This window comes from Paenibacillus sp. FSL H7-0918, assembly GCF_038007025.1.
Lineage (GTDB): Bacteria > Bacillota > Bacilli > Paenibacillales > Paenibacillaceae > Paenibacillus_AQ > Paenibacillus_AQ odorifer.
In genome coordinates, this window is the sequence record NZ_JBBOWJ010000003.1 from 269,981 (window position 1) to 292,164 (window position 22,184).

The 22,184-nt window shown below is 43.6% G+C and carries 12 protein-coding genes; all 12 read right to left on the reverse strand.

Going from position 1 to position 22,184, the window contains the following annotated elements; translation table 11 throughout:
• Nucleotides 1–143 precede the first annotated feature (143 nt).
• On the reverse strand, nucleotides 144–1,085 hold the full coding sequence (locus MHI15_RS21170; RefSeq protein ID WP_341164805.1) for an alpha/beta hydrolase: 942 nt from the start codon (nucleotides 1,083–1,085) through the stop codon (nucleotides 144–146).
• Nucleotides 1,086–1,145: 60 nt separating this feature from the next.
• A complete protein-coding gene (locus MHI15_RS21175) occupies nucleotides 1,146–2,198 on the reverse strand; it encodes an LLM class flavin-dependent oxidoreductase (protein ID WP_036677037.1) in 1,053 nt (350 codons plus the stop codon).
• A 63-nt stretch (nucleotides 2,199–2,261) separates the two neighbouring features.
• Entirely contained in the window at nucleotides 2,262–3,131 is an 870-nt protein-coding gene (locus MHI15_RS21180; protein WP_341164806.1) for an NAD(P)-dependent oxidoreductase, read from the reverse strand.
• A 69-nt stretch (nucleotides 3,132–3,200) separates the two neighbouring features.
• A complete protein-coding gene (locus MHI15_RS21185; RefSeq protein ID WP_254848966.1) occupies nucleotides 3,201–3,785 on the reverse strand; it encodes a TetR/AcrR family transcriptional regulator in 585 nt (194 codons plus the stop codon).
• Between the two features lie 190 nt (nucleotides 3,786–3,975).
• Nucleotides 3,976–4,734 (reverse strand): ABC transporter permease, encoded by a 759-nt coding sequence (locus MHI15_RS21190; RefSeq protein WP_076126564.1) that lies wholly within the window; start codon nucleotides 4,732–4,734, stop codon nucleotides 3,976–3,978.
• The gene (locus MHI15_RS21195) at nucleotides 4,731–5,504 is read right to left on the reverse strand and encodes an ABC transporter permease (RefSeq protein WP_341164807.1); all 774 of its coding nucleotides are present in this window, start codon (nucleotides 5,502–5,504) and stop codon (nucleotides 4,731–4,733) included. Before MHI15_RS21195 ends, MHI15_RS21190 begins: the two co-directional genes overlap by 4 nt.
• Nucleotides 5,501–6,214, reverse strand: coding sequence for an ABC transporter ATP-binding protein (locus tag MHI15_RS21200; protein WP_076279714.1), 714 nt, complete (start codon nucleotides 6,212–6,214; stop codon nucleotides 5,501–5,503). Before MHI15_RS21200 ends, MHI15_RS21195 begins: the two co-directional genes overlap by 4 nt.
• A 92-nt stretch (nucleotides 6,215–6,306) precedes the next feature.
• Nucleotides 6,307–7,314, reverse strand: coding sequence for a sensor histidine kinase (locus MHI15_RS21205; RefSeq protein ID WP_076190266.1), 1,008 nt, complete (start codon nucleotides 7,312–7,314; stop codon nucleotides 6,307–6,309).
• On the reverse strand, nucleotides 7,311–7,988 hold the full coding sequence (locus tag MHI15_RS21210; RefSeq protein ID WP_076190267.1) for a response regulator transcription factor: 678 nt from the start codon (nucleotides 7,986–7,988) through the stop codon (nucleotides 7,311–7,313). Before MHI15_RS21210 ends, MHI15_RS21205 begins: the two co-directional genes overlap by 4 nt.
• 207 nt (nucleotides 7,989–8,195) lie before the next feature.
• Entirely contained in the window at nucleotides 8,196–14,993 is a 6,798-nt protein-coding gene (locus MHI15_RS21215) for a stalk domain-containing protein (RefSeq protein WP_076190268.1), read from the reverse strand.
• A 108-nt stretch (nucleotides 14,994–15,101) separates the two neighbouring features.
• Complete coding sequence (locus tag MHI15_RS21220) at nucleotides 15,102–16,043, reverse strand: hypothetical protein (RefSeq protein WP_341164808.1); 942 nt, start codon at nucleotides 16,041–16,043, stop codon at nucleotides 15,102–15,104.
• Between the two features lie 341 nt (nucleotides 16,044–16,384).
• The gene (locus tag MHI15_RS21225; RefSeq protein WP_341164809.1) at nucleotides 16,385–21,991 is read right to left on the reverse strand and encodes a golvesin C-terminal-like domain-containing protein; all 5,607 of its coding nucleotides are present in this window, start codon (nucleotides 21,989–21,991) and stop codon (nucleotides 16,385–16,387) included.
• Nucleotides 21,992–22,184: the final 193 nt, after the last annotated feature.

A 22,184-nucleotide genomic window follows, 5' to 3' on the forward strand; every position in this document is an offset into this window, starting at 1 on the left:
ATAATATATAACAAAAGATGAGGCTGTTTTTAAAATCAACAACCTCATCTTTTTTATGAATCTTTCCCGAATAATTACGTGTCTCTACTTAAATAACCATTCAACTTTTTCTGCGTATTCGCAGTTTATTTTAGTCCCTATAATTAGCTAGGATGAAGTGCCCGGGCCATCGCATCCATATAGCCCTGAACAGCGCGCTGACTCACTTCTGTTTCTGGAGCAAAAATTTCGAAAAGGTGAAAACAACCGGGATACAGGTGGAATTCGACATCTACACCTGCTTGTGCAAGTCGTGCCACATACTCCATTGTCTCGTCTCGGAATAGATCGAGCTGACCTATACAAGTATAGGCTGGCGGCAAACCTGCCAAGTTCTCCGCTCTCGAGGGTACTGCATAAGTAGATTCTCCTCTGACATCGCTCTCCTTGCCCAGGTACATGTTCCAAGCTGCTATGTTGTCTGTTCGGTTCCAGATTGCGCCTGCTTCCGTAATCTCATGACTGGACGGTGTGATGTTACGGTTGTCAAGCATCGGGTATAATGGCATTTGGAAAATAAGAGACGGTCCTCCTTTATCACGCGCCATCAGCGCGAGTGCTGCTGTCAGTCCGCCGCCACCGCTAGCACCGGCAATTGCAACCCGATCCACATCAATGCCAAGCAAGGCTGCCTCCTCCGTCATCCATACCAATCCAGCATAACAATCTTCGATCGCCGCCGGATAAGGGTGCTCGGGAGCAAGCCTATAATCAACCGATACGACTATACATTCAGCTGTCTGAACAAAACGTTCGCATAATTCGTCGTCCATATCCGGATGTCCTAACACGTATCCTCCCCCGTGAATCCATAGCATGGCAGGTAACAAGTCATTCGTTCGCCCGGCAGGCTCATAAATTTTCACCAGCATCTCGCCTCCATCCCTCGGGATTTTGCGCCTGGTTGTGTTTACATGCTCTGATCCTTCCACGGATGCAGCTGACACTAAGCTCCTGCTCCACTCTAAATTCTTCTCCAATTCAAATCCAGGAAATTGTGAATAAACCTCTCTTAATTCTGGTAGTATACGTGGTTCAACACTCATAATAATCCCTCCAAATAAAATAATGAATTCGTTCGTTTACGTCTTATTCATAGATAATCCTTATCCCATTTGAGCTTCCCACTTGGCAATTTCCTCTCGTACTCGCGGCGCAACCTCTGTACCGAGCAGTTCTATAGCCCGCATAACCAACTCATGCGGCATCGTACTTAAGGGAACATACATCATGAATCGTGTAATCCCTACATGCTTACGCAGATGGATTATTTTTTGGGCGACTGTCTCCGGATCCCCTACATACAACGCACCATCAAAGCGTCGGGCAGCATCATAGCTGGAACGATCGTAGTACGCCCACCCCCGTTCTTTGCCGAGCTTATTCATACCGTACTGGGTAGACGGAAAAAAGAGTTCTGCCGCCTGTTCCGTATCTTCTGCAACAAATCCGATGGAATGTGAACCTACCTGAAGCCGTGATACATCATGTCCGGCATGAGCTGCCGCCTTTTTATACAGTTGTACAAGCGGAGCAAAATTGGTTGGGTTTCCACCGATAATCGCCAGGACTAATGGCAGGCCCAGAAGTCCTGCACGCACGGCAGACTCCTGGGTACCGCCACTACCAATCCATACGGGTAAAGAGTGCTGAACAGGGCGCGGGTATACACCCAGATTATTTATCGCTGATCGATGTCCTCCACTCCATGTAACTTTCTCAGATTCCCGTATTTTCAGAAGCAGCTCGATGTTTTCATTAAATAAATCCTCATAGTCATGCAAGTCATACCCAAAAAGAGGGAAGGATTCAACAAAGGAACCCCGGCCCGCTATAATCTCGGCACGTCCATTGGATAAGCCGTCAAGCGTGGCAAAATCCTGAAACACACGGACAGGATCAGCTGATGAAAGAACCGTCACAGCACTCGTCAATCGAATCCGCTTTGTTAGGGGGGCTGCAGCAGACAACACCACTGCGGGTGATGAAGCTGCATAATCTTCACGATGATGCTCACCTATGCCAAACACATCAAGTCCTACCTGATCCGCAAGGACGATTTCTTCGACGACTTCTCGTAATCGCTGTGCGTGACTCATCACAACTCCGGTCTCAGTATCAGGCTTTGTTTCTATGAACGAAGTAACACCTATTTCCATAGTTAATCTCTCCTTATATTTTCTCTAGCAATTCGCCCGACATCATCGGTGCAACCCAATTTCTTAAGAAGAATGCTCAAGACAACGGATTAAAGCCGTCCAATCCAACTCACCATAACCATTGGCAATTCCTTCAGACAAGTGATGGTGGATAAGCTGACCTAAAGGTAGAGGAGTTTGAACGGACTTCGCTGCCTCAATAGCCAATGCAACATCTTTTAACCCAAGCTTCATTTTAAAACCGGCCGGTTCAAAGCGTTGTTCGCTCATGATCGCTCCATAGTTCTGATATATTGGAGATTGAAAAAGAGCATTCACGACATTCATAAATTGGGACGAATCAATACCGTGCTTTTCTACCATTAGCTGCACTTCCGACAAAGCTTCCAGCATTGAAGCAATTAGAAAGTTAACGCCAATTTTCACAACGTTCCCTTCTTCGCCGTGATCCCCAATCTCTACTATCTCTTGACCCAATACTGTTAAAACGGGAAGTACCCGTTGTCTTGCTTGTTCCGGACCAGCTAAAATAATACGCAATTTAGCTTCTTTAGCGGCATCTGGGCGCCCCATCACCGTGGCAGACACAAAGTGTTGCTTTCGCTCCGCATGCGAGACGGATAATTTTCGAGCCAGATCTACGCTGATTGTACTGGCAGAGATGTGAATTCCATTTTCCGACAATCCATTCAGAACACCATCTGGTCCCTCGACGACCTCCTTCAAAGCAGCATCATCAGAAAGCATGGTAATTACAAGATTGCTTTCTTTCACTGCCTCTAGCGGTGTTTTGGCATATCGTGCTCCCTGTTTCATTAAGGGTTCAACTTTTTCATGGGTCCGATTAAAGATGACTAATTCATAACCCGCTTTCAACAGATTTTGGGCCATTGGGAGCCCCATATTTCCAAGCCCAATAAACGATACTTTCATTAGACACCTCTCCTTATTTTGAGGGATTTCTCAATAACGGAATGATCGTTCCGGAATAATTAAAAAAAATTAGATTCCTGCTATTACAAAGCTAATCATCTCTTTTGCACGTTCCGGATTCTGATCTGCTTTGGCCATAATATTAATGCTTTGATGTAAATTCAACAATAAATAAGACAACACTTTGATATCAGTCGTTTTATCAATTTCTCCCCGTTGCTGGCCCTTTTTTAAAAGGTCACAAAAAGCTTGCTCTAATTCCAAAAAACTAGTCTTTATCAACTCATTAATTTTTTCATCTGGCGACTCCAATGTTGTAGCTACATTCGTAACAAAACACCCGCCCGGCAGGCTGGTATCGTATGCTGAAGCAATATGATACTCAAAAAATTGAAGAATTCCATCTCTAACGCTAGATGCATGTTCAAGAATAGCCTGCTTATTGAAATTCCCCTTTTTATAATGCTCAAGGGCATCTGTATACAAGGTTTGCTTGTCGGAAAAAGTATCGTAAAGGCTGGATCTGCTGATGCCCATCACCTCTAGTAAATCCGGTATGCTAGCCGCTTCATATCCTTTTTTCCAAAACAACAGCATGGCTTGATGCAGCGCTTGATCTTTGTTAAATTCTTTTGTCCTAGCGATAAGTAACACCTCCCGTCATTGAAATATAACATATCTGAACTGATCAGTCCAGATTTATAAAATAAACGGACACTCATATTGGTGTCCGTTCTTAAGAGCAAATACTTAGTCATTGAATTGCTCATAAACATCTTTTATCCAAACATCAATGTTTGTTTCATATTATTCTAGTTTAATGATCAAATCAGCTAGCTCAGAATTAGGCATCTCGTTTACGGTAAAATATAATAGCTGCTGTAATAAAGATCAGTGTCCATAACAGGGAAATACCTGTCCCTTCCATTGGTGTAAGGACATTTATTTCATCGGAGGAAGGCGGCATATACATATAATATCCTGCTGTATCTGGAAAAAAATATTTAGTATTGTGTAGAAAATCTTTCGACAATGGACTGACAATGAAGTAATAGCCAAGCAGTACCACTAAAGCAGGAGTAGTTCGTCTTAATAAAGCACCTATAGCTGCACTGAGAAGTGTGGTTAAAGTTAGATAGCCTGTTGCACCTGCTAATGATTTTATCATTTCGTCTATTTCAATCACTACTGCTGTGTCTTTCATCATGATAAAGGTATATAGTACACCTGATGCAGTAGTAAAAGACGCCGCAGGAATGGTTATAATGGTCAAGGCCAAATACTTCGTGGATAATTGAAACCCTCGCCAAGGTATCGTAGTTAAAGTAGTTCGAATCTGTCCCCCTGTATACTCTGAACAAGTAGCTAAGATACCAAGAATAATGAATCCTGCTTGAAGATATCCCATAGAAGAAAGTCCTGTATTCAGTATATTTTGCGTTCCTGCTGCCCCTTGTAGATCAACAGAAGTAAAAGCAGCGGCTAAACCTAAATTAAGAATGAATGTAACCAAAAGAGTGAGCCCTATCAATGGTAATGTAACTAATTTATCCAGTTCAGCACCCAGGATTTGTGTTATCTTTCTACTAGATGAGACACTCATGCTGCAACGTCCCTCCTATGGAATACAATAGCTGCAATAATGAAAACAACGACTACCCAGGCAAACATGACTAAACCGCCTGTGAAGGGGGTGTGAAACCTCTCGAATAAACTGCCTGTGGACGTGTTGTCCGTAAACATAAACATTTCAGCGCCAGCCCTATCTGGTAAGTAAAACGCCAACTTTGTAACCCTATACAACAGGACACTAAATGATACAACGGATGAATTTATTATGAGCACAGCAAGCGGGAGGATGCCATTCTTAGTTAGAAAAGTAATTCCAAGTGCTAAAAGAGCAGTGAATGTCCAGTAACAAATGGCACCGATAAGTCTGGACCATTCAAATGCAGGGGCATATTCACCAAGAATAAGATGCGTTGCAGACACAGTTGTCATAATAGCAACAATACAAAGCAGTATGCTGATCACAGTCACAGCACCTGCTTTTGCCAATAAAAAATGAATTCGGGATGAAACAACAGTTAAACTCGTTGTAATCTGTTGTCCTCCACCAGATTCACTGCTCTCTGTCAAATACTCACTGCTGACAGCAAGCACACCAAGAATAATAACGCCTTGCACACCAAGAGCTAACCCGATATAGCCAACTTCCGATAGCCGCGTGCTAACTCCAGCTATAATCTCCTCTTTTTGTGCTATGCTGTCCAAGGCAGAAATAAGCGCTGGGGCAAACGCTCCAATGAGAAAAGCAAGCCAAATACCCGGTAAGGAGAACAATTTAGATAGTTCCGCGTTAAATGCGCTCATACAACTTCACCTGCATTTTCAGATGTCAGGGCAAAAAAGGCTTCCTCCAGCGTGGAATAGTTACCTATTACTTCTTCCAATGTTCCATCTGCAACGATAGTTCCATGCTTAATAATCACCACATCATCAACCGTCTCTGCAAGCTCTCCCATTAGATGACTGGATAACAACACCGTATTTCCAGACTCAGCACGTTCACGTAAAAATGTCCGAATCCACCGAATTCCTTCTGGGTCGAGCCCATTTACGGGTTCATCTAAAATCAATACTTTTGGATCACCGAGTAGCGCAGCTGCTATTCCAAGTCTCCTCCCCATACCAAGAGAATACTTCCCAACTCTTTTTCCGGCTGCATTAGTAAGACCTACTATTTCCAGAACTTCCTCGACACGTGAGTTAGACAATCCTGCGGCACGAGCAATCCAACGCAAGTGTGCCCGTCCTGTTCGCATACGATGAGCTCCAAATCCATCAAGTGCGGCACCTACTGTGGATACAGGATTCTGTAATTCTGCGAATGGCTTTCCATTGATTAGTGCACTCCCTGAGGTAGCACGATCTAATCCAAGCAGGATGCGAAGTGTAGAGCTTTTACCTGCTCCATTTGGACCTAGAAAACCAGTTACTCTGCCAGGTCTAGCTTTAAAACTGATACCTGATAAGATTTTCCCAGTTCCGCGATGTTTGACTAAGTTATTAATTGTAAGCAACCATAACACTTCCTTTCTGTTATGGTTCTAATTATAAAGAAGCAAAGTTACATCTCGGTTATCCTGCTGTTTACTTCTGGTTTAACTTTAGGTTAAGCTCTACCAATAGCCACTGTTGTGCCGTTTTCATTTGATGTAAAGTCAGCTTTAAGCTTCATTTTATTCAACATATAATTTGAAGTCGATAAACCTATCCCCGCCCCACGCTCATAGGAAGAGTTATCCATCCCCGGACCTCTGTCTGCAACAATGATCTGTTCTTTTTCTACATCAACCACAATGTTTACATATTTGCCCTCTGCTGCATGGCGGAGAATATTCTGAAATAAATTATCCAGAACACGTGTCATCCATTTAGGATCTGCTTCCCAATAAAAAGTCTTCTCTGTCGGTAAATCAACCTCGATCCGGATTTCTTTTTCTTCAAATACAGGATACCACGCAGCAACAGATGCTCTTACTAAACGTCCAATATCTGTTGAAGTGGGCTCAAAAGGATGTTTTCCTGATGTAAGCAATGTATAGGAAAGTAAATCATCCATTAGATCTCCGACTCTAGTAATCGTATGGTTCATCTCTGATAATGAGTTTTGTCCTTCTAGACTCATTGATTCTTTATTTAATCGGGTGACATGTCCTCTCAAAATGGTAAGCGGCGTTCGTAAGTCGTGAGATAAATTCGCGATGAGTCGATGTCGTAACAATTCCTCTTCATGTTCTCGCTTGCGACTGTCTTCAAGCTGTTGAATCATCCAATTAAAGGAACTTCCTAACTGGTCTATTTCATCCATACGATCACTTTGAACAGCTATTGGTTTAGGAAATGAGTTATGATTAGCTGAAAATGACATGACTTCCTGTAAGCAGGTGAGACGTTTACAAAGTCTCAAGAAGAAAATCCAAGAGATTACCACAAATGCGACAATAATAAAACCAAACACAAGAAGTACAATGTAAAAATAATTTAACTTATTCAGCTCTTCTTCATTAAAAGGAGACGCAATGAACGCAGATAAGAAAATAAGTACGATCGGAGGTAAAAAGATAAATAGAAAATGTCCTTTTAGAAAACGACGAAATAGTGATTTAGTCTGTCTCATAGTTTCACCCGATAGCCTATTCCCTTCAATGTTTCAATAATCTCTGGGGAGTCTGGATGGCGTTCCAGCTTTTGACGCAGTCGATGAATATGTACCATTAATGTTTTATCACCTGTGATATAAGCCTCTTCCCAGATGGCTTCATAGATTTGTTCTTTTGGTAAAACTTGATTAGGGTGGCGTAAGAAGTACATCAAAATATGATGTTGTTTCCCTGTCAATATAATTTCTTCTCCTGTGTGTTTGTCAAATACCGTTTGGATTTCCGGATCTACTTCAATATAATTCCCTAATGAAATGCGTTCGGAATGTGTTCCGCCCTTTCGACGGATTAATACTTCTAATCTAGCAATTAGTTCATCCGTATGGAATGGTTTCGTTAAATAGTCATCAGCAAATTGTAACCCTTCTACCTTATCATCTATCGATGTTCGAGCAGTTAACAGCAAAATAGGAACAGCAGGAGCTGCCTTTTTTAATCGTTTCCCCACAGTAAATCCGTCTAAACCGGGTAACATGATATCCAAAATAACGATTTCATGCTGATTTACTTCTTTTTCAGCTCCTTCACCAGAAAGCAGCCACTGTACTGAAAATCCTCGTTGTTCCAATTCTTCCTTTACCCAACTGCCTATCTTCTCATTATCTTCAATATATAACACGTTTCTTTTCAAGTAACTTCCCTCTTTCTAAACCGAGTTCACTATTAGACAGATTAACACAATCTAAAGAATTGTTTCCAGTTAAGACAATTTTATTGTTCGTTAATAGAGGACTTTCACCGCCAAGTTATCGTCTATGCCGGGCGCACACTAGAAAACCCTCTAACATGGCAGTGCATGTTAGAGGGTTTCGAGCGTAGCTGCTAATTTTAGGAAATACTACTTCGTGATACTAATGGATTTCGAAGTATTATCGAAGAATATATTTGCACCAAAATACTCAGCAATGAAACGTAATGGGAGCATAGTACGACCGTTTACAAGTTCAGCTGCTACATCCATTCCTGGTGCAAGTTCACCGATCTTAATCGACAAAGTCTGACCTTTCAAAGTAATCATTACGGTTTTCGTAACGTTATCCCAGCTTACGTTTGCTCCTAAGCTCTCGGCAACGAAGCGCAGTGGGACTAACGTTCTGCCTTTAACTACCGTTGAAGCAACGTCCATACTCATTTCGATTCCGTTTAATTTATATCCTGTCTTTCCTAAAGTGAATTCCAATTTCACAGGTTCAGGCTTGGCTGTAATGAAGATATAACCTAGTCCTTTTGCCGTGAAAGTAAATTTACCTGTCTCACGCTCATAGTTGCCGCCTAAACGCTCCATGTTACCGTTCAATTGAAGCATAACACCGCATAACATGTTAAGCTCGTTTGTCGACAACTTCTCTTTTGACAGATCGAAGGTTACGGGTATAAGCCCTGTATAATCCGTTACTTCCCGGCCATCCACGAAGATCTTTAATTCATATCCCCGCCCTATAGCTCCGCCTCTTTCATCTACAGGTTTAATGACAACCTTCATCCACTTTCCTGTATTCAATTGCTTCAACAATTCAGCGGACAATTTAACAGATACGGTGTTATTCGTAACGATTAGCGGTTTGTCGGCATTAATAATCGCACCGATCGTATCGCTTTGAATCTCAAGCTCATCTTTTCCGGCTGACATCGTCAATGCAATGGAATTGCCCTTCTTCAGCTGCTCTTTGATTGTAGCATCAATACGCTCCGCTACTGATAACTCTGGCGAAGGAGTCGGCGTACTGCTGTGGCCATTTGAATTGCCGCCATTGTTATTGCCATTATTGCCACCACTGTTATTTGCAGTAATTACAATAGTTAACTCTATCGTATCCATGCCAGCATGATTGGAAGCCGTAATATTGAATTTGTAAGTTCCCGCTTCAGTAGGCACGCCTGAAATAATACCCGTAGCTCCTTCTAAATTCAGCCCAGCAGGTAAATAATTATCACTCACTTTCCAGGTAATCGGTTTGTCGCCGTAAACCGCTAATGTTACCGTATACGGTTGTCCAACGTTGCCGCTTGGCAGATTCTTAGTGATAATCTCCGGAGCTGTATCCACTGGCTTATCTTCTTTAATCTCGATGCTCAATTCTCGCTCATCTTTACCAAAATCATTCGTTGCTGCAACCGTGAATTCGTAATATCCTGCCTCTGGAGGCGTACCCGAGATAACGCCTGTTGCTTCATCTAGTTTCAAATCTACTGGCAAATCTCCTCCCTGGACCTTCCAAGAAATCGGTTCACTGCCATATACCGCTAGTGTTACTGTATACGGTTGTCCAACTTTGCCATTTGGTAAATTCTTAGTGATAATCTCCGGAGCTGTATCAACTGAGACATCTTCAGTGATCACTATATTGAACTGTTTTGTGTCACTGCCAACGTCATTGTTTGCTTGAACTTTGAACTTAAATTGACCCCATTGATCCGGTGTACCAGAGATAACACCAACATCTTCATCCAAGCTCAATCCTGATGGTAATTGCCCCTCTACAACGGCCCATTTGATCGGCTTATCGCCATCAGTGGTAAGAACTGCCGAATAAGGTTGTCCTACCTTGCCATCCGCAAGCGAATTCGTCATTATCGTTGGTGCCGTACCTGCGTCTTCAGCCCATTTCGCATATAATTCAATATCCCTTGTAACAGGATCAGCATCGAAATTCCAAGCATCGTTTAATCCTTTATCTTGATACCAACCGCCGAAAACAGTTTTATCTTTTGTCGGCGCTGTTGGCTCGGTAATTGTACCGCCCATGTCAGCGAACTTCACCGCAACTTCACTGCCCCCATTGGAATCAAAAGTTACCGCATAAGGGTTGTGCGCGCCGATGGAATGCGTTCTAGCGCTAAGTGAATTGCCGAAGAAGTCTGTTCTCTCCGTCATATGAGGCAGAGCATTCGCCCGATCCACATATGGGCTTACAATCTCGGCACCTGCACCATAGGCCAGGTTATTACCATCCGCAAGACGGAACCCGTTCATCGCATCGTAATCAAGCTTGGCATCCACTGTCCCACTGTTGGTAATCCAATGTTCAGGTGCAGATTTATAATCTTTTAATATAGAATTCAGTTCCTCTTCCGTTACATAGCGGTTGTCTGTTGCTGTTACGCCTGCACCTAGATATCCGCCTCCACCTGCGTTCATGCTGCCAAAAAGATTAGCCGGATACACAATGTTGTTCGTAAACCGTCCGGCTGCAAATGGAGCTGATGTTCCCCCGCCTTTCAGACCAACCTGGTTGTTTGCCCCAGTGTAGGCAAATATATTATTTTGGAAATAAATGTGCAAGTTGGAGGCTGTCGGGTCAAATACTAACGAACTGCTATTCTTCAATGGTGTGACGATGACATTGTTATAGTATAAGCCACTTAATTCCTCGCTCGTTGAAGAACCTCCTGCAAGCAATATTAGACTGTTAAAGCTCTTGTTAAAATCGGGGCTGCGGCCGTCGTTCACGCTAATATTATAGCGAACGATATTGCCCTTGGCAGCATTCATCTGTAAGTACCAACCACCATAGTTATTTCGGCTGTAATTGTATTCATACACATTATCCTGACAATAGTTGTCAATGTCCCAAGCCATACCGTCATTACTTGCATGATAAGGGTTATCCACAGCTTCATTATAGCGGAAGATGGTGCCTTTACTTGCCATAATCCACGCAGCCGCATAGTTTTGCGAACCTAGATATGTTGGTGTTGTATTATTTGGCCCCCAGTTCGTAACCAGATTGCCACTCTTATCGCTTAAATAGCTATAACCGTTGTCTGTGACCACATTTCGTTCCACAAGGGAGTTGTTCCCGCCGGACATGACAATGCCATCTCCAACCGAACTAGAAACCCAGTTGTTTCTAAACACAGCGTTGGATGCCCAAGGATAGCTAGAATTACTCCAAGTAATGCCTGTGTTATTAGTCCCAGGATTGCTTGGCCCGTAGGCATTATTGCGAATACCTTCGTTATCACAACGAAGGGTTTTGTTGCCTTCAACCAATATATCCACATAACCATTAATAATGATGCCGCCGGATACCTTACTTGCCCCATTTGCTTGGTGCAGCCCATTAACATCATGAACATAGTTATCTCGAATGACGATTCCTTGCATACGAGCATCAGCATAATCTTGAATATTAAACTGACCTTGTCCCAGCTTCGAAATCCTTGACATTACAGCGATACCGGAGCGGCCGTCACCTGCCGCATTGCCGATGTTCGTTACTTCAATTCCACTGACTACCCAATAGTTTACGTCATATAACTCAATGGTACCGTTTAAGGATATGCCTGATGGGCTCGACGCTGTTCCTCCACCATTAATTACCGGGCGTTGGTTAGGGTCGGTCGTATTATATTTTGTAAGCGTAATCGGATTTCCTTCCTCACCATTGCCGCGCAGTCTGATTTGTTCGTTCCATACGCTATTCGCATCCAGATAAATAGTTGAACCTGGCATAAATACATATTCATTAATCTTGGAGATTGATTTCCATGCCGTAGCTGGTGTGCGTCCATCTGCATGATCGTCACCGTTATTGGAGAGATAATAATCACGGACTTCAAGGGGTACAATGTTCAACTCGAAGGTGATTTCGGCAGGATACAGATCAAGTCTAACGGTATATTTTCCCGGCACGATATTATTTCTTGTGAATGATTCTTTGTTAATCTTCAATACATTACCGCTAACCGTATAATCCACATCCCGCAGCAGAGTTACAGCGCCGATCTTCACTCCAGCCAGATCCGTTAAATCAGGATTTACGGTGATATTATAGTCATCCAGACCAATAACATATGTGCTGTCTTCCAAGTGACTATACTCTTTAGGCAAGAGCTTTAGCGTAATAGAAGCTGTTCCGGTTTGGGCTGCTATTCCACTATCGATAACATATACGTCATCGATAAAATGCCTGTTCTGTATATCCTTAACCGTTCCAGGCTTGTTGCCCCAGTTCGTAGCAAGCTGCAATGCATCGATCTTGGAAATATTGTTCTTAACTGGAGTATCAAAATTTCCGCCAGCTGTTGTTTGCCTTTGAATGTCTTGTCCATCGATTTTATAGGTTGTTCCTGTTGATGTAACGAACCATTGAAATTTATGCCAACCTTCGCTTCGCTGGACATCTACAGGATAGAATCTCCCGGATGAACCAGGCCTGACTGCGTAATTGGTCAGATTTTCCGCCCAGTCACCATCTCCATTGCCATAATTTATTGCGATATGTTCATTGGACGATGGGGTTAAGCCAAAGACAGCGTGGTCATTGGAAGCCGCTCTGCCATCATCATAGTACCAAGCAGTAACGATTGTTGTCTTACCGGTTGCAGGGGCATAATTATAGGTACCTGGAACAGTCGCCACCTGACCGGCGCCGCTTGATGTCGCGGCCTTTCCTCCGGTACGAGACATCACATCGCTGTGAACATATCCGTTCGCACCATTTGAAAATTTCTTCTCCCCTTCAAATCCATCGTAAAACTTAGTGTCAGCCTTATTGAAGTAATCAACGCTCACATGTACAGTAACTTCTTCGTTCCCTGTCGGAATATAACCTTTCTTAACCGTCACGAATCCGGCATCATCAACTTCAATCTTATCCTTGTCTTGATCCGCCGGACTGAAGCTGATGTTATCAGCAACGAACACATCAGCTGTGTCAACCATTAACCGCGTTCTATCTCCTGCCCGTAATGTATCGTTCTGGCGAATTAGCGCAATGTTCGCTGAATATTGTGCACTCTCCCCTGACTCATCAGAGTCTAAGAATCGTGACGTTGCGTTGCCGTTTGCTTTTATTTTAAATGTATCATTTAAAGTCGGGGACAAAGCCGCATCATTGCTTGTTGCTGCAATCGGGCTTCCATTAACCACTCCATTACTGAAGAGTTGAACCGAATAGGCAGATGCGTTAGCGACGCGATCCCATGTAGCGTATGTGCCGTTCCATCTGGCATTTGCCGGTGTAGGCAATTTCTCGATTTTCAATATTCCGGATGCTGCAACTTCTTCACTGATATCTCCCGCATTATTTATGACAATAGCTGTAACAGTGTAGTTGCCCACTCCGAGTGCCCTTGCATAGGGCAGAACATGATGCCTTTCATGATTGTTAGGCTGGTCGGGTCCCCCATTTTTCGATAAATAATAACCCACAGGTCCACCGTCTTTGAACAGTGTTACTAGAGTATCGCCGTAATTGGAAGCACCACTATAAATACCCGTGTCCGAGTCAAGCGTTGGATTAATTGGTGCATTCACCTGCGTATTGGTGGTTATCAACAACGGTACAGCATGGGATTTCACCACAACTCCCTCTGCCGAGGAAACCTCGCAATAATAAAAATTGCCTTGTTGTGAAGCTGCGTCCACATTGGAAAGTGTTAATACTGCCTTGTCAGCTCCGCTGACTTTTGTCCCGCTCAAGCCAGTCTCGTCATCAGATACATACCATTGATAAGCAGTAGCAGCGGCTGATGCCGTAATGCTAAATGTTGCTGTCTCACCTTGTTTCACTTCTGCCGCTGTTGGCTGAGTGCTTATTTCTAAATTTGGCAATCCGCCGGGAGGTACCAAATTCACTGTTAATGTTCTGGTTCCTGTTGTTGTAGCCACATCTTTTACAACATAAAAATCGTCGATTAGATGTTTATTTTTAATATAAGCTTTGTTCCCTGTCTGGCTATTCCATCCTCCCGCTATTTTAGGCTGAATGGTTGTACCGCTCTTCATAGCTCTGTAAATATCACTTTGCGCTGAATCGGATATTAATGTTCCGTCTATTTGTAACGTCGCACCATTTGGTGTAATAAGCCACTCGAATTTATGCCAGCCTGTGGAACGTAAAGCCCCGCTATCTTTCCAACGGTTACCTGCTGTACCCGCTGATGATGGTGCATAAGCCCAAGTATATTTCGTTGGGTTATGAATAACATCTGCCTCTGAACTTTGATAGAATGTCCCGGCAAAGGTGGCATTTTTGCCATCTACAATAGCAAATTGCGTTCTATCCGTCGCAGTCTTCTCCTCATTAGGATACGGGTCAAAATACCATGCCGTCATCTTATAATTGCTGCCAGCCGGCAATGCCACATCTTGAGCTACCTTTTCATTATTCGTATCATCCGAAGGTGTAATCGCTTTCAATCCAGAACGGGACTGTGCATCGGACAGCGTGAATGACGAGCCTAATTTGCTCATAGATGTCATCGGACCATTGTTGTTCTCGAAGTCCTCCATGAATAACACTTCTGAGTCAGGGTAATAACCCGCCCTGGCCGTGATTGTCACCGGGACGCCCGGAGCATCTGGCGACGCAAATGTATAACCGTTAGATAACGTAATGTTCCCCTGATTATTAACAGTTAAAAGTTGCGAATTGCTGGAATCATAACTTACCTCGTCAATAACCGGTCCTTTAACCAGACTGCTTAAAGGTGAACCTTTATACGTAAGATTTACCCTACCTGTTTGACCTGCCGCTTGTGTCAATTCTAGTACAACGGAGTCAAAAGATTCGCTCCCTCCCGCAGCTGACACTTCGGATGAAGGTGCCAAGCCGAACAGAGCAGGGAATGCCAACGTTGTAGCTGTAACTATCGACAAAGCTTTTTGCATCCATTTCCATCGTATCATTCCAAAATTTCCTCCCTTTGAAATTAATAAATTTATACTTTATAAAAAATCTGTATCTATGGAAGTCTCAATAGACATAGATTTTTATAAACTTAAAAACTAACTATTCTAGTTCACTACAAACTCACTGAATCGATTACCGTTATACACGATCTTCAATTCATTCGTATTTGCAATTAACGCGCGCAAGTCAGACTCCGCCGATCCGTATAGAATGGAATCTTTCACTTCTTCCAGTTTAAGCTTGGTGATTTCCGGTTTTGTGGTTAATGTAGCAACGACATCCTCACCCATATATTTACCGATTACTGTCTCACCTACAGAAGCAGCAGCTAAAGACTCCCAGAACTTAAGAGACTCGGTATCTTCTTTGGATATATCCAAACGATTTAGCACTTTTTCTTCTTTGGCCTGCCCCGCTGTCGCTAACGCAGCCGTTAATTTATCAGCAACACGAACATATTCCTCACTTTTTGATGCATACTCAACTTGTAACTCGGTGTCGCTCATTTTCGTTTTCTTTACCTGGGTTTCTATCAAATCCGGCCAACGGGCGCCACTTAAATATTGCATGTATTGATATAAATCAAACTGAGGCAACCCATAGTAAGTCTCTCCTGAATCATCCATCTTAGCTCGCTTAACATTTTCTTCTTCCATGTCGGATTTAAGCTCATCAAAGCTTTGGTAAGGGGCGATTCCTCGCTTGTCTGCAATAAATTGCTCCTGCTTGGACATTAGCAATGCTGTCATCGCAGAATTTTTGGCGTATTCAGAGGGGGTTTCATGATTTTTGCCGTATTGACGTGTCCAGAAGCCCTCATCTACTTGGGCCCCATAAGTTCTGAAGAAATAGTCTACCGTTATAGCTCTCTGCTCTTTGACAAAAGATTGAAATTCTTCCTCTGTTACGGCGTATCCATCTACTGTAAATATCCAATTTTCAGGCAGTTCCGCCTTTTTGTTAGTTAAGCCCAACATGAGTAAAGCAAGAACAATCAGAGCGGTAAACAAGATAATCACTGTTGGTTTTCGTCTTGTAATCCCCATGACAGCCTCCTCTCCAATATTCAACCTAGCTTTGCATGAAAGCCATGACAGTGAAATTCTTCGCCATTGCAGGAGAAGTTCCCAAATTTAAATGGTTAGACATTATTGTAAGTTTAGCCACACCCTAATATAAGCGCTTATTTAGACTGAATTAGAACAAATTTGACATGTTCAAATTACCACGTTTGGTTGAAAACGCCCTGCTAATCTAGCATGAGCAGTATTATGTAGATATCACCCAGTTGAGAGCCTTGAAAGATTAGCTTTTTGTATAGCTCTATACTAAATTCCAGGAAATAAAAAAGCCGAATGGATTGTTCTCATCCACTCAGCTCATAAGTTTATTTTACAATAATCTTTATCGTATCACTTTCCGTTGTTCCACTTCCATTCATAAACTCACCGCGATATTGATAGATGCCAGGAGATTTTCCTGAAATTTGTGTAATGGCCGATTGAGCACTTGGTGTTTGTGAAGATAAAGATTGCGTTTCAATAAGTTCGCCATTTTCATATAATCGATACTGTTCTGCGTTCGTGCCCCACCACATATTAGCAGTAATACTATAGTCGCCATCTTGATCCCAGTTGTCACTAGACAACACAGGTTTGCCGGGATTCGCCTCAGCCACGGTGACGGTGTGTGGATCACATGAAGTCGTTCCATACAAATTCGATAACTCACATGTATACACATAGGTTCCATTCGGCTTTCCTTGAATAGGAATAATGGAAGTCTGGGCGGCTGGCGAAACATCGGCCAGTGACTTCGTTTGGATCAATTGACCATTCTCGTACAACTTATACAGTGAGCCATTGTTTCCCCACCACATATTCATTGTAACCTCATAATTGCCATCATTTATACCTGTCGCAACACCGCTATTATTCGAAAGTATCGGTTTACCTGGCACCCCATTTGCAAGCAATTCCGGGCTAACGGAATGCCGTTCGAACTTGACTGCATCAGCCCTCGTATAAATCATATCGGCAGGTAGAGTTGGCGGATCTACCGTTGTCGGAGTAACCCTTGTTAGACGAACGTACTCGCTGCCGTCTCCAGTAAAGTCGAACGTTCCTAGATTAACCCAACCTGATGAGCCGACGGTTGCATCAATATACGTAACCTCGGTAACCGACTGATGCTTCACTTCCACTTTGACATAGTTATCGTTTGCCGTCGTATGGACGAGCTTGTAAATGGAGACCGTATATTTCCCCTCTGGGAACTGGCCTTTCCACGTCGCTGATGAACCTTGAACGGTAGAATAACGGGACTTAACCCCAATTTTGTATCCAGCTAAATTGCTTTGGCTCCAAGATCCTTCTGTCGTGTATAACCCAGTCGTATTCGTGCTGTCGACAATAACCGTTAAGTCCCTGATCGCAATTGTCATAGAAGGTGTTGTTAAGGTCACCCCGTCAATCGTTACAGTGGCCCATACCTCAATATGATCCGTTTCTCCGTCGAGACTTAGAAGGGTCAACATACCGCTACTGTCCACTTCAGCCAGATCGGTTCGATCAACGAAATACTGCACATTTGCCTGTGATAGATCACCAATCAGACCGTTATCCAAATAGCCGGTCACGCTTAGTTGTGCGGTTTGAGTCATTTGCAGTTCACCCCGATCCGACAGGATCACCACAGACTCCAATTGCGGCATACTGTTTGGATCCACCCACATCATCGCATCGGCAACTACCCGTGACTTGTTGGCCTTATTGGTTAATTCGACATATCCGCTATCGCCTGCTGCAAAAGGATAATCTCCCAGGTGCACCCAAGTCCCATTGGCCGTTGTCTCATCAACGGTAACCGTCTCGGAGCCTCCACTATAATAAACGGTAAATGAGGCATTCGTTGCCCAATTTTCACTTGTAGCGGTTATTTGCGGAAGCTTGTAATACACACTGTAAGTAACACTTTCCGGCAGCTCAGGCCGCCATTTAATTCTGCTTGTCGCTGTGCCGGCAGTCGATTTGGCGTACACATAGTTATCATAGTAATAGTCGTTAGCCGTTGTATCCCGTATCCAGACGCCTTCTGTCTCTGCCTCCGTATTATCCACAATGATCGATGAACTCTCCTGCCAATCCGGTTGAACTGGAGTTTCTTGTACTTGATCAGGCAAATAGAGTGTCCGCTTGCGGGTCTGTTTCCCATCCGATTCCACATAATAAGTGAAGGTTTGGGATAAATCGTTTACCCGTATCGACCATTCCATCGGATAGATCGTATCTGGAATGGTTGTATACGTTACTCCGCCATCCAAGGAATAATGGATCGTCGCTGGTTTTGTCGTTTTTGCCTGCACATAAGCATCATAGGCCGTTTCGTCGGGCTTGACGATCAGGATACCTTTAACCGCATCTATTGGACTGTGGATATCGAAGAAATAGCTTGCATCCGATGTATCAGCAGTTCTGACCTGGTGCAGCGGAACATCAATGTTGAGTCCTTCTACAATGATAGCGGTTATTCCTTTGCTTGAAACCGTGGCTTGAATGATTCCACCACTCATAACCGCTTGCTCTGGTGTGCCATTGTCGCGGATGATGGTTACGGTATAATCTTGTGCCGGGTTGAACCCAATGATTTGCGCATTCAATTCGATCGGAGTCTGGACTTCAGCTGATGATTCGTTGCTTAACCCGATGTAGAATTTATTCCCGCTCTCTCCCGTTATCCAGTTCAATTGAGGATGGTTGGTCTTGATAATCCCCTTGGGCATCCAGAGCCAAACGTCGGAATTACCGTAAAAAATCCCTGGTTTATTTCCATAGAGGTGATATTTGAACCATAAAAAATTAGTTTCAAAAACAGAAGGAAATGTAATACTACCATTTGATTTCAACGTTTGTTCGCTGATCAAATAATCCATCGTTTGCCCGAGCTGTCCCGGGATATGGTGATAATAGATGGATGTAGCCCCGCTTGGGCCTTCCAGAGGAAACTCTGGCTCAAGTTGGCTAACGGCGAAGCCCTTATAGTAATAACCTGGATAACTTGAATATCGTCCAATAACTGCATTATGAGCAATATCCTGCAGCAGTTTATCACCTGTATAGAGCGACAATCTCAGCATGAATGGAGCTTCCTGAGCATTCATCCGATAATAGCCAGTTGTACTTCCCGCTTCAAACGTCAATCCATTGGGAGAAACAAGCCAACTATCCGCTTGTACGCCTCCGGCTACATCTTCTGGGAGCTTGATCCGAGGATATTGATATTTACCACTTTCCGGCCAATGGAACGACTCCGCGTAATTATACGTCTCAGGCTGCGGAATCGTAACTCTACCTTCAGGAACCGGACGAGCAACAAACATCGTTGCATACCGTTTGGCTTCCTTATAAGCAGCATTCAAGTATTTGGGATCCTGAGTTTCCTCGTAAAGCTCCAAGATCTCCATCCACAGCTTGCTATAATAATAAATGAACTCATTTTTACTCACATTGACGGATGCAGGCGTATCAATTTGCTGCATGATATAGCTGTCGGCTGCATCCTTGGCAGCCTGTAAATACTGCGTATCTCCCGTCATACGATACATCATCAGGGGTTGAATGACAGGACCACGGTCTTTCTGGTCAGGATCACGCACGAGGTATTCTTCCTGTGCCAGTGCTCCAATTCCTGCCGAAGTACCCATCATCTGATTGAGAGCGGTTACGCTTGAAAAATCAAACGGCAAGGTTGCCATTTTCCATAACGACGGCACACCGTATACTGGCTTTTGCGTAGGCGACCAGCCTATACCATTTCGCGATAAGCCATACTGGACGGACGGCAATGCTCTCGTATCGTAGAGCTGGTCATCCCCAGTCAAATAGTAAGCCCCCAAAAGAACTGCATTCGAGCTTGTTCGAACGCTATCCTCGTTTTCGATGTCAATAAAGCCCTTGGCACGGCTCCACCACCCGCTGGGTGACGGGACATAATCAACAGAGTCATCCCCTTGCGGCTCTATCTTAAGTAAATCGATCATATTGAACATCGCGTCAGTAAGCGACTGATCTGATACATTTTCCCGGTATGCAGAATAACCGTACTCTTTGCGAAGAATATCCGCGTAGGACTCATACAATTTGCTTTTTTGAGCGATTAGTCCCATATGAAATTGATAAGTGCTTTCTGCGTTCATTTGCGAATAGGTCCCTAATTGAGGAGCATACAAGATTGGCTGCACGCTACCTTCGTTGTTGACAAGGCTCATGCCAAGCCTTTGCTTCGTAACGCCTCCCGTCGGTTCAAATTCAACCGGAAGCTCATCCGACGGTACAAATACCCCATATGTCAATGGATTCCCCGAACCGTCATTCTTCTCAATTAGACTCATCGGAGCGCTTAGTTCCCTTAAGCTTGTTGATTCCACTGAACCTACCATTTTGGCGTGTGATCTAAAACCATTTAACACTTCATTGACGTCTGAGATTTGCTCTGTTGTGAAGGACTGATAACCGATTACATAATTGCCATCCTTGCGAGGTGTAAAGGCGAAGGAAACATCAGGTTTGTCCCCTGACATGGACCAGTTCACTTGTAAATCGTAATCGCTTTCATGTGAAGAATCGGTTAATATCGCCGTGTGGCTGTCTGGGAAATTGATCTCGTCGAATGTAATCCAGCGTTTGTTCATCGTATCGTAATAATTGGTTCGACTCCCCGCATTCCCATCCAATAAGACCCATTGTTCTTCAAGTCTTTCCGCCACATTATTGACAGGCACCCAGTTCCCCGTATCCGTATCCTTGTAGAACATATCACGAACGATGGTTTTGCCTTCATCCCAAGCAGCTTCATAAAAGGTAGCCTTATAGCTGGCATTCTCGATGCTGCCTTTTTCCGTGTAACTGAGATTCGCCAATGTACGGCTGCGCAGCGGAGGCAACGGCGGAGCTTGCTGCCGTATATTCCCTTCAAATTTGACCGCATCGGCCCGCGTAATGATTTTTCCGGTCGTAGGTTGTGTTCGAGTCAGTCTGACAAATTCGCTATCATCACCACTGAAATAATAGGACCCCAAATCAACCCATCCGGCCGATGGCCCCGACGAGGGTCTCAGATCCATAAACATAACATCCGTAATCCCATTGTGAACAATTTCGATTTTAACATTACTGTCTGCTTTATCCGCCCAATCAAGCTTGTTGAATGAAATTTTCGCCGTCCCTGCTTCTAATCGCGGATTCCATGTGATGCTTCTTCCTACTGCATCGGTAAATTTGGAACTGGAATTATTATATCCCTTCACTCCCGTACTTGTAGTCCAATCAGGAGCGGAGAACCCGTTATTTGCGTTATCTACATCAGTGGTGACGACATCATCAATCGTGAGGCTTCCATCATCAATGATGATCGTCTTATGAGGCTCTTTTTGCTGAATATTCCCTTCGAACTTGACCGCATCTGCACGAGTAAGTATCGTGCTGGTTGTGCTGGTAGACCGAGTTAATCTAACAAATTCGTTACCAACTCCGGAAAAATAGTACTCTCCCAAATCAACCCATCCCACAGAAGAGCCAAATGAAGGTCTCAAATCCATAAAGAGAACATCCGTCGTTCCATTGTGGACGATTTCAATTTTTACATTGCTATCCGCTTTATCTTCCCAGTTAAGCTTGTATAACGAAATTCTCGCCGTTCCTGCTTCCAATCGTGGATTCCATGATATCGTTCTGCCTGCTGTACTCGTATATTTGGAGCTGGAGTTATCATACCCCTTCACCCCTGTACTTGTGGTCCAATTCGGAGCTGAATATCCGTTGTTCTCGTTACCCACATCAGGTGTCACCACATCATTGATCGTGATGCTCCCGTCATCGATAATAATCGTCTTATACGGTAAGGTCTCTGCATAAGCGGTCCTTATTCCGTCTAGGCTGAAAGGAACTAATATCGTCACGATGAAAACGATTAAGAAAAACAGCTTCCTTTTTATCATACAACTCACAGCCTCCCTTAAGTTGATAACGCTTTCAAAATAATAAAACCCTCCTTTGTTCGAAGATCATAAAGAAGCAATCAGCCGTATTCTTCTGGCTAATCCCGCTCCGTCGTTTTTATCATAGCATGTCACATAACTGTGAAATTTCTTTGATTTCAAGAATTTCTTATAAGATTTTAAGCAAGAAGAA

Bases quoted from the DNA above. Each gene is read 5' to 3' on its own strand.
- MHI15_RS21180 (WP_341164806.1), bottom strand. From the start codon at position 3,131: ATGAAAGTATCGTTTATTGGGCTTGGAAATATGGGGCTCCCAATGGCC.
- MHI15_RS21175 (WP_036677037.1), bottom strand. From the start codon at position 2,198: ATGGAAATAGGTGTTACTTCGTTCATAGAAACAAAGCCTGATACTGAG.
- MHI15_RS21170 (WP_341164805.1), bottom strand. From the start codon at position 1,085: ATGAGTGTTGAACCACGTATACTACCAGAATTAAGAGAGGTTTATTCA.
- MHI15_RS21225 (WP_341164809.1), bottom strand. From the start codon at position 21,991: ATGATAAAAAGGAAGCTGTTTTTCTTAATCGTTTTCATCGTGACGATA.
- MHI15_RS21220 (WP_341164808.1), bottom strand. From the start codon at position 16,043: ATGGGGATTACAAGACGAAAACCAACAGTGATTATCTTGTTTACCGCT.
- MHI15_RS21195 (WP_341164807.1), bottom strand. From the start codon at position 5,504: ATGAGCGCATTTAACGCGGAACTATCTAAATTGTTCTCCTTACCGGGT.
- MHI15_RS21190 (WP_076126564.1), bottom strand. From the start codon at position 4,734: ATGAGTGTCTCATCTAGTAGAAAGATAACACAAATCCTGGGTGCTGAA.
- MHI15_RS21215 (WP_076190268.1), bottom strand. From the start codon at position 14,993: ATGATACGATGGAAATGGATGCAAAAAGCTTTGTCGATAGTTACAGCT.
- MHI15_RS21205 (WP_076190266.1), bottom strand. From the start codon at position 7,314: ATGAGACAGACTAAATCACTATTTCGTCGTTTTCTAAAAGGACATTTT.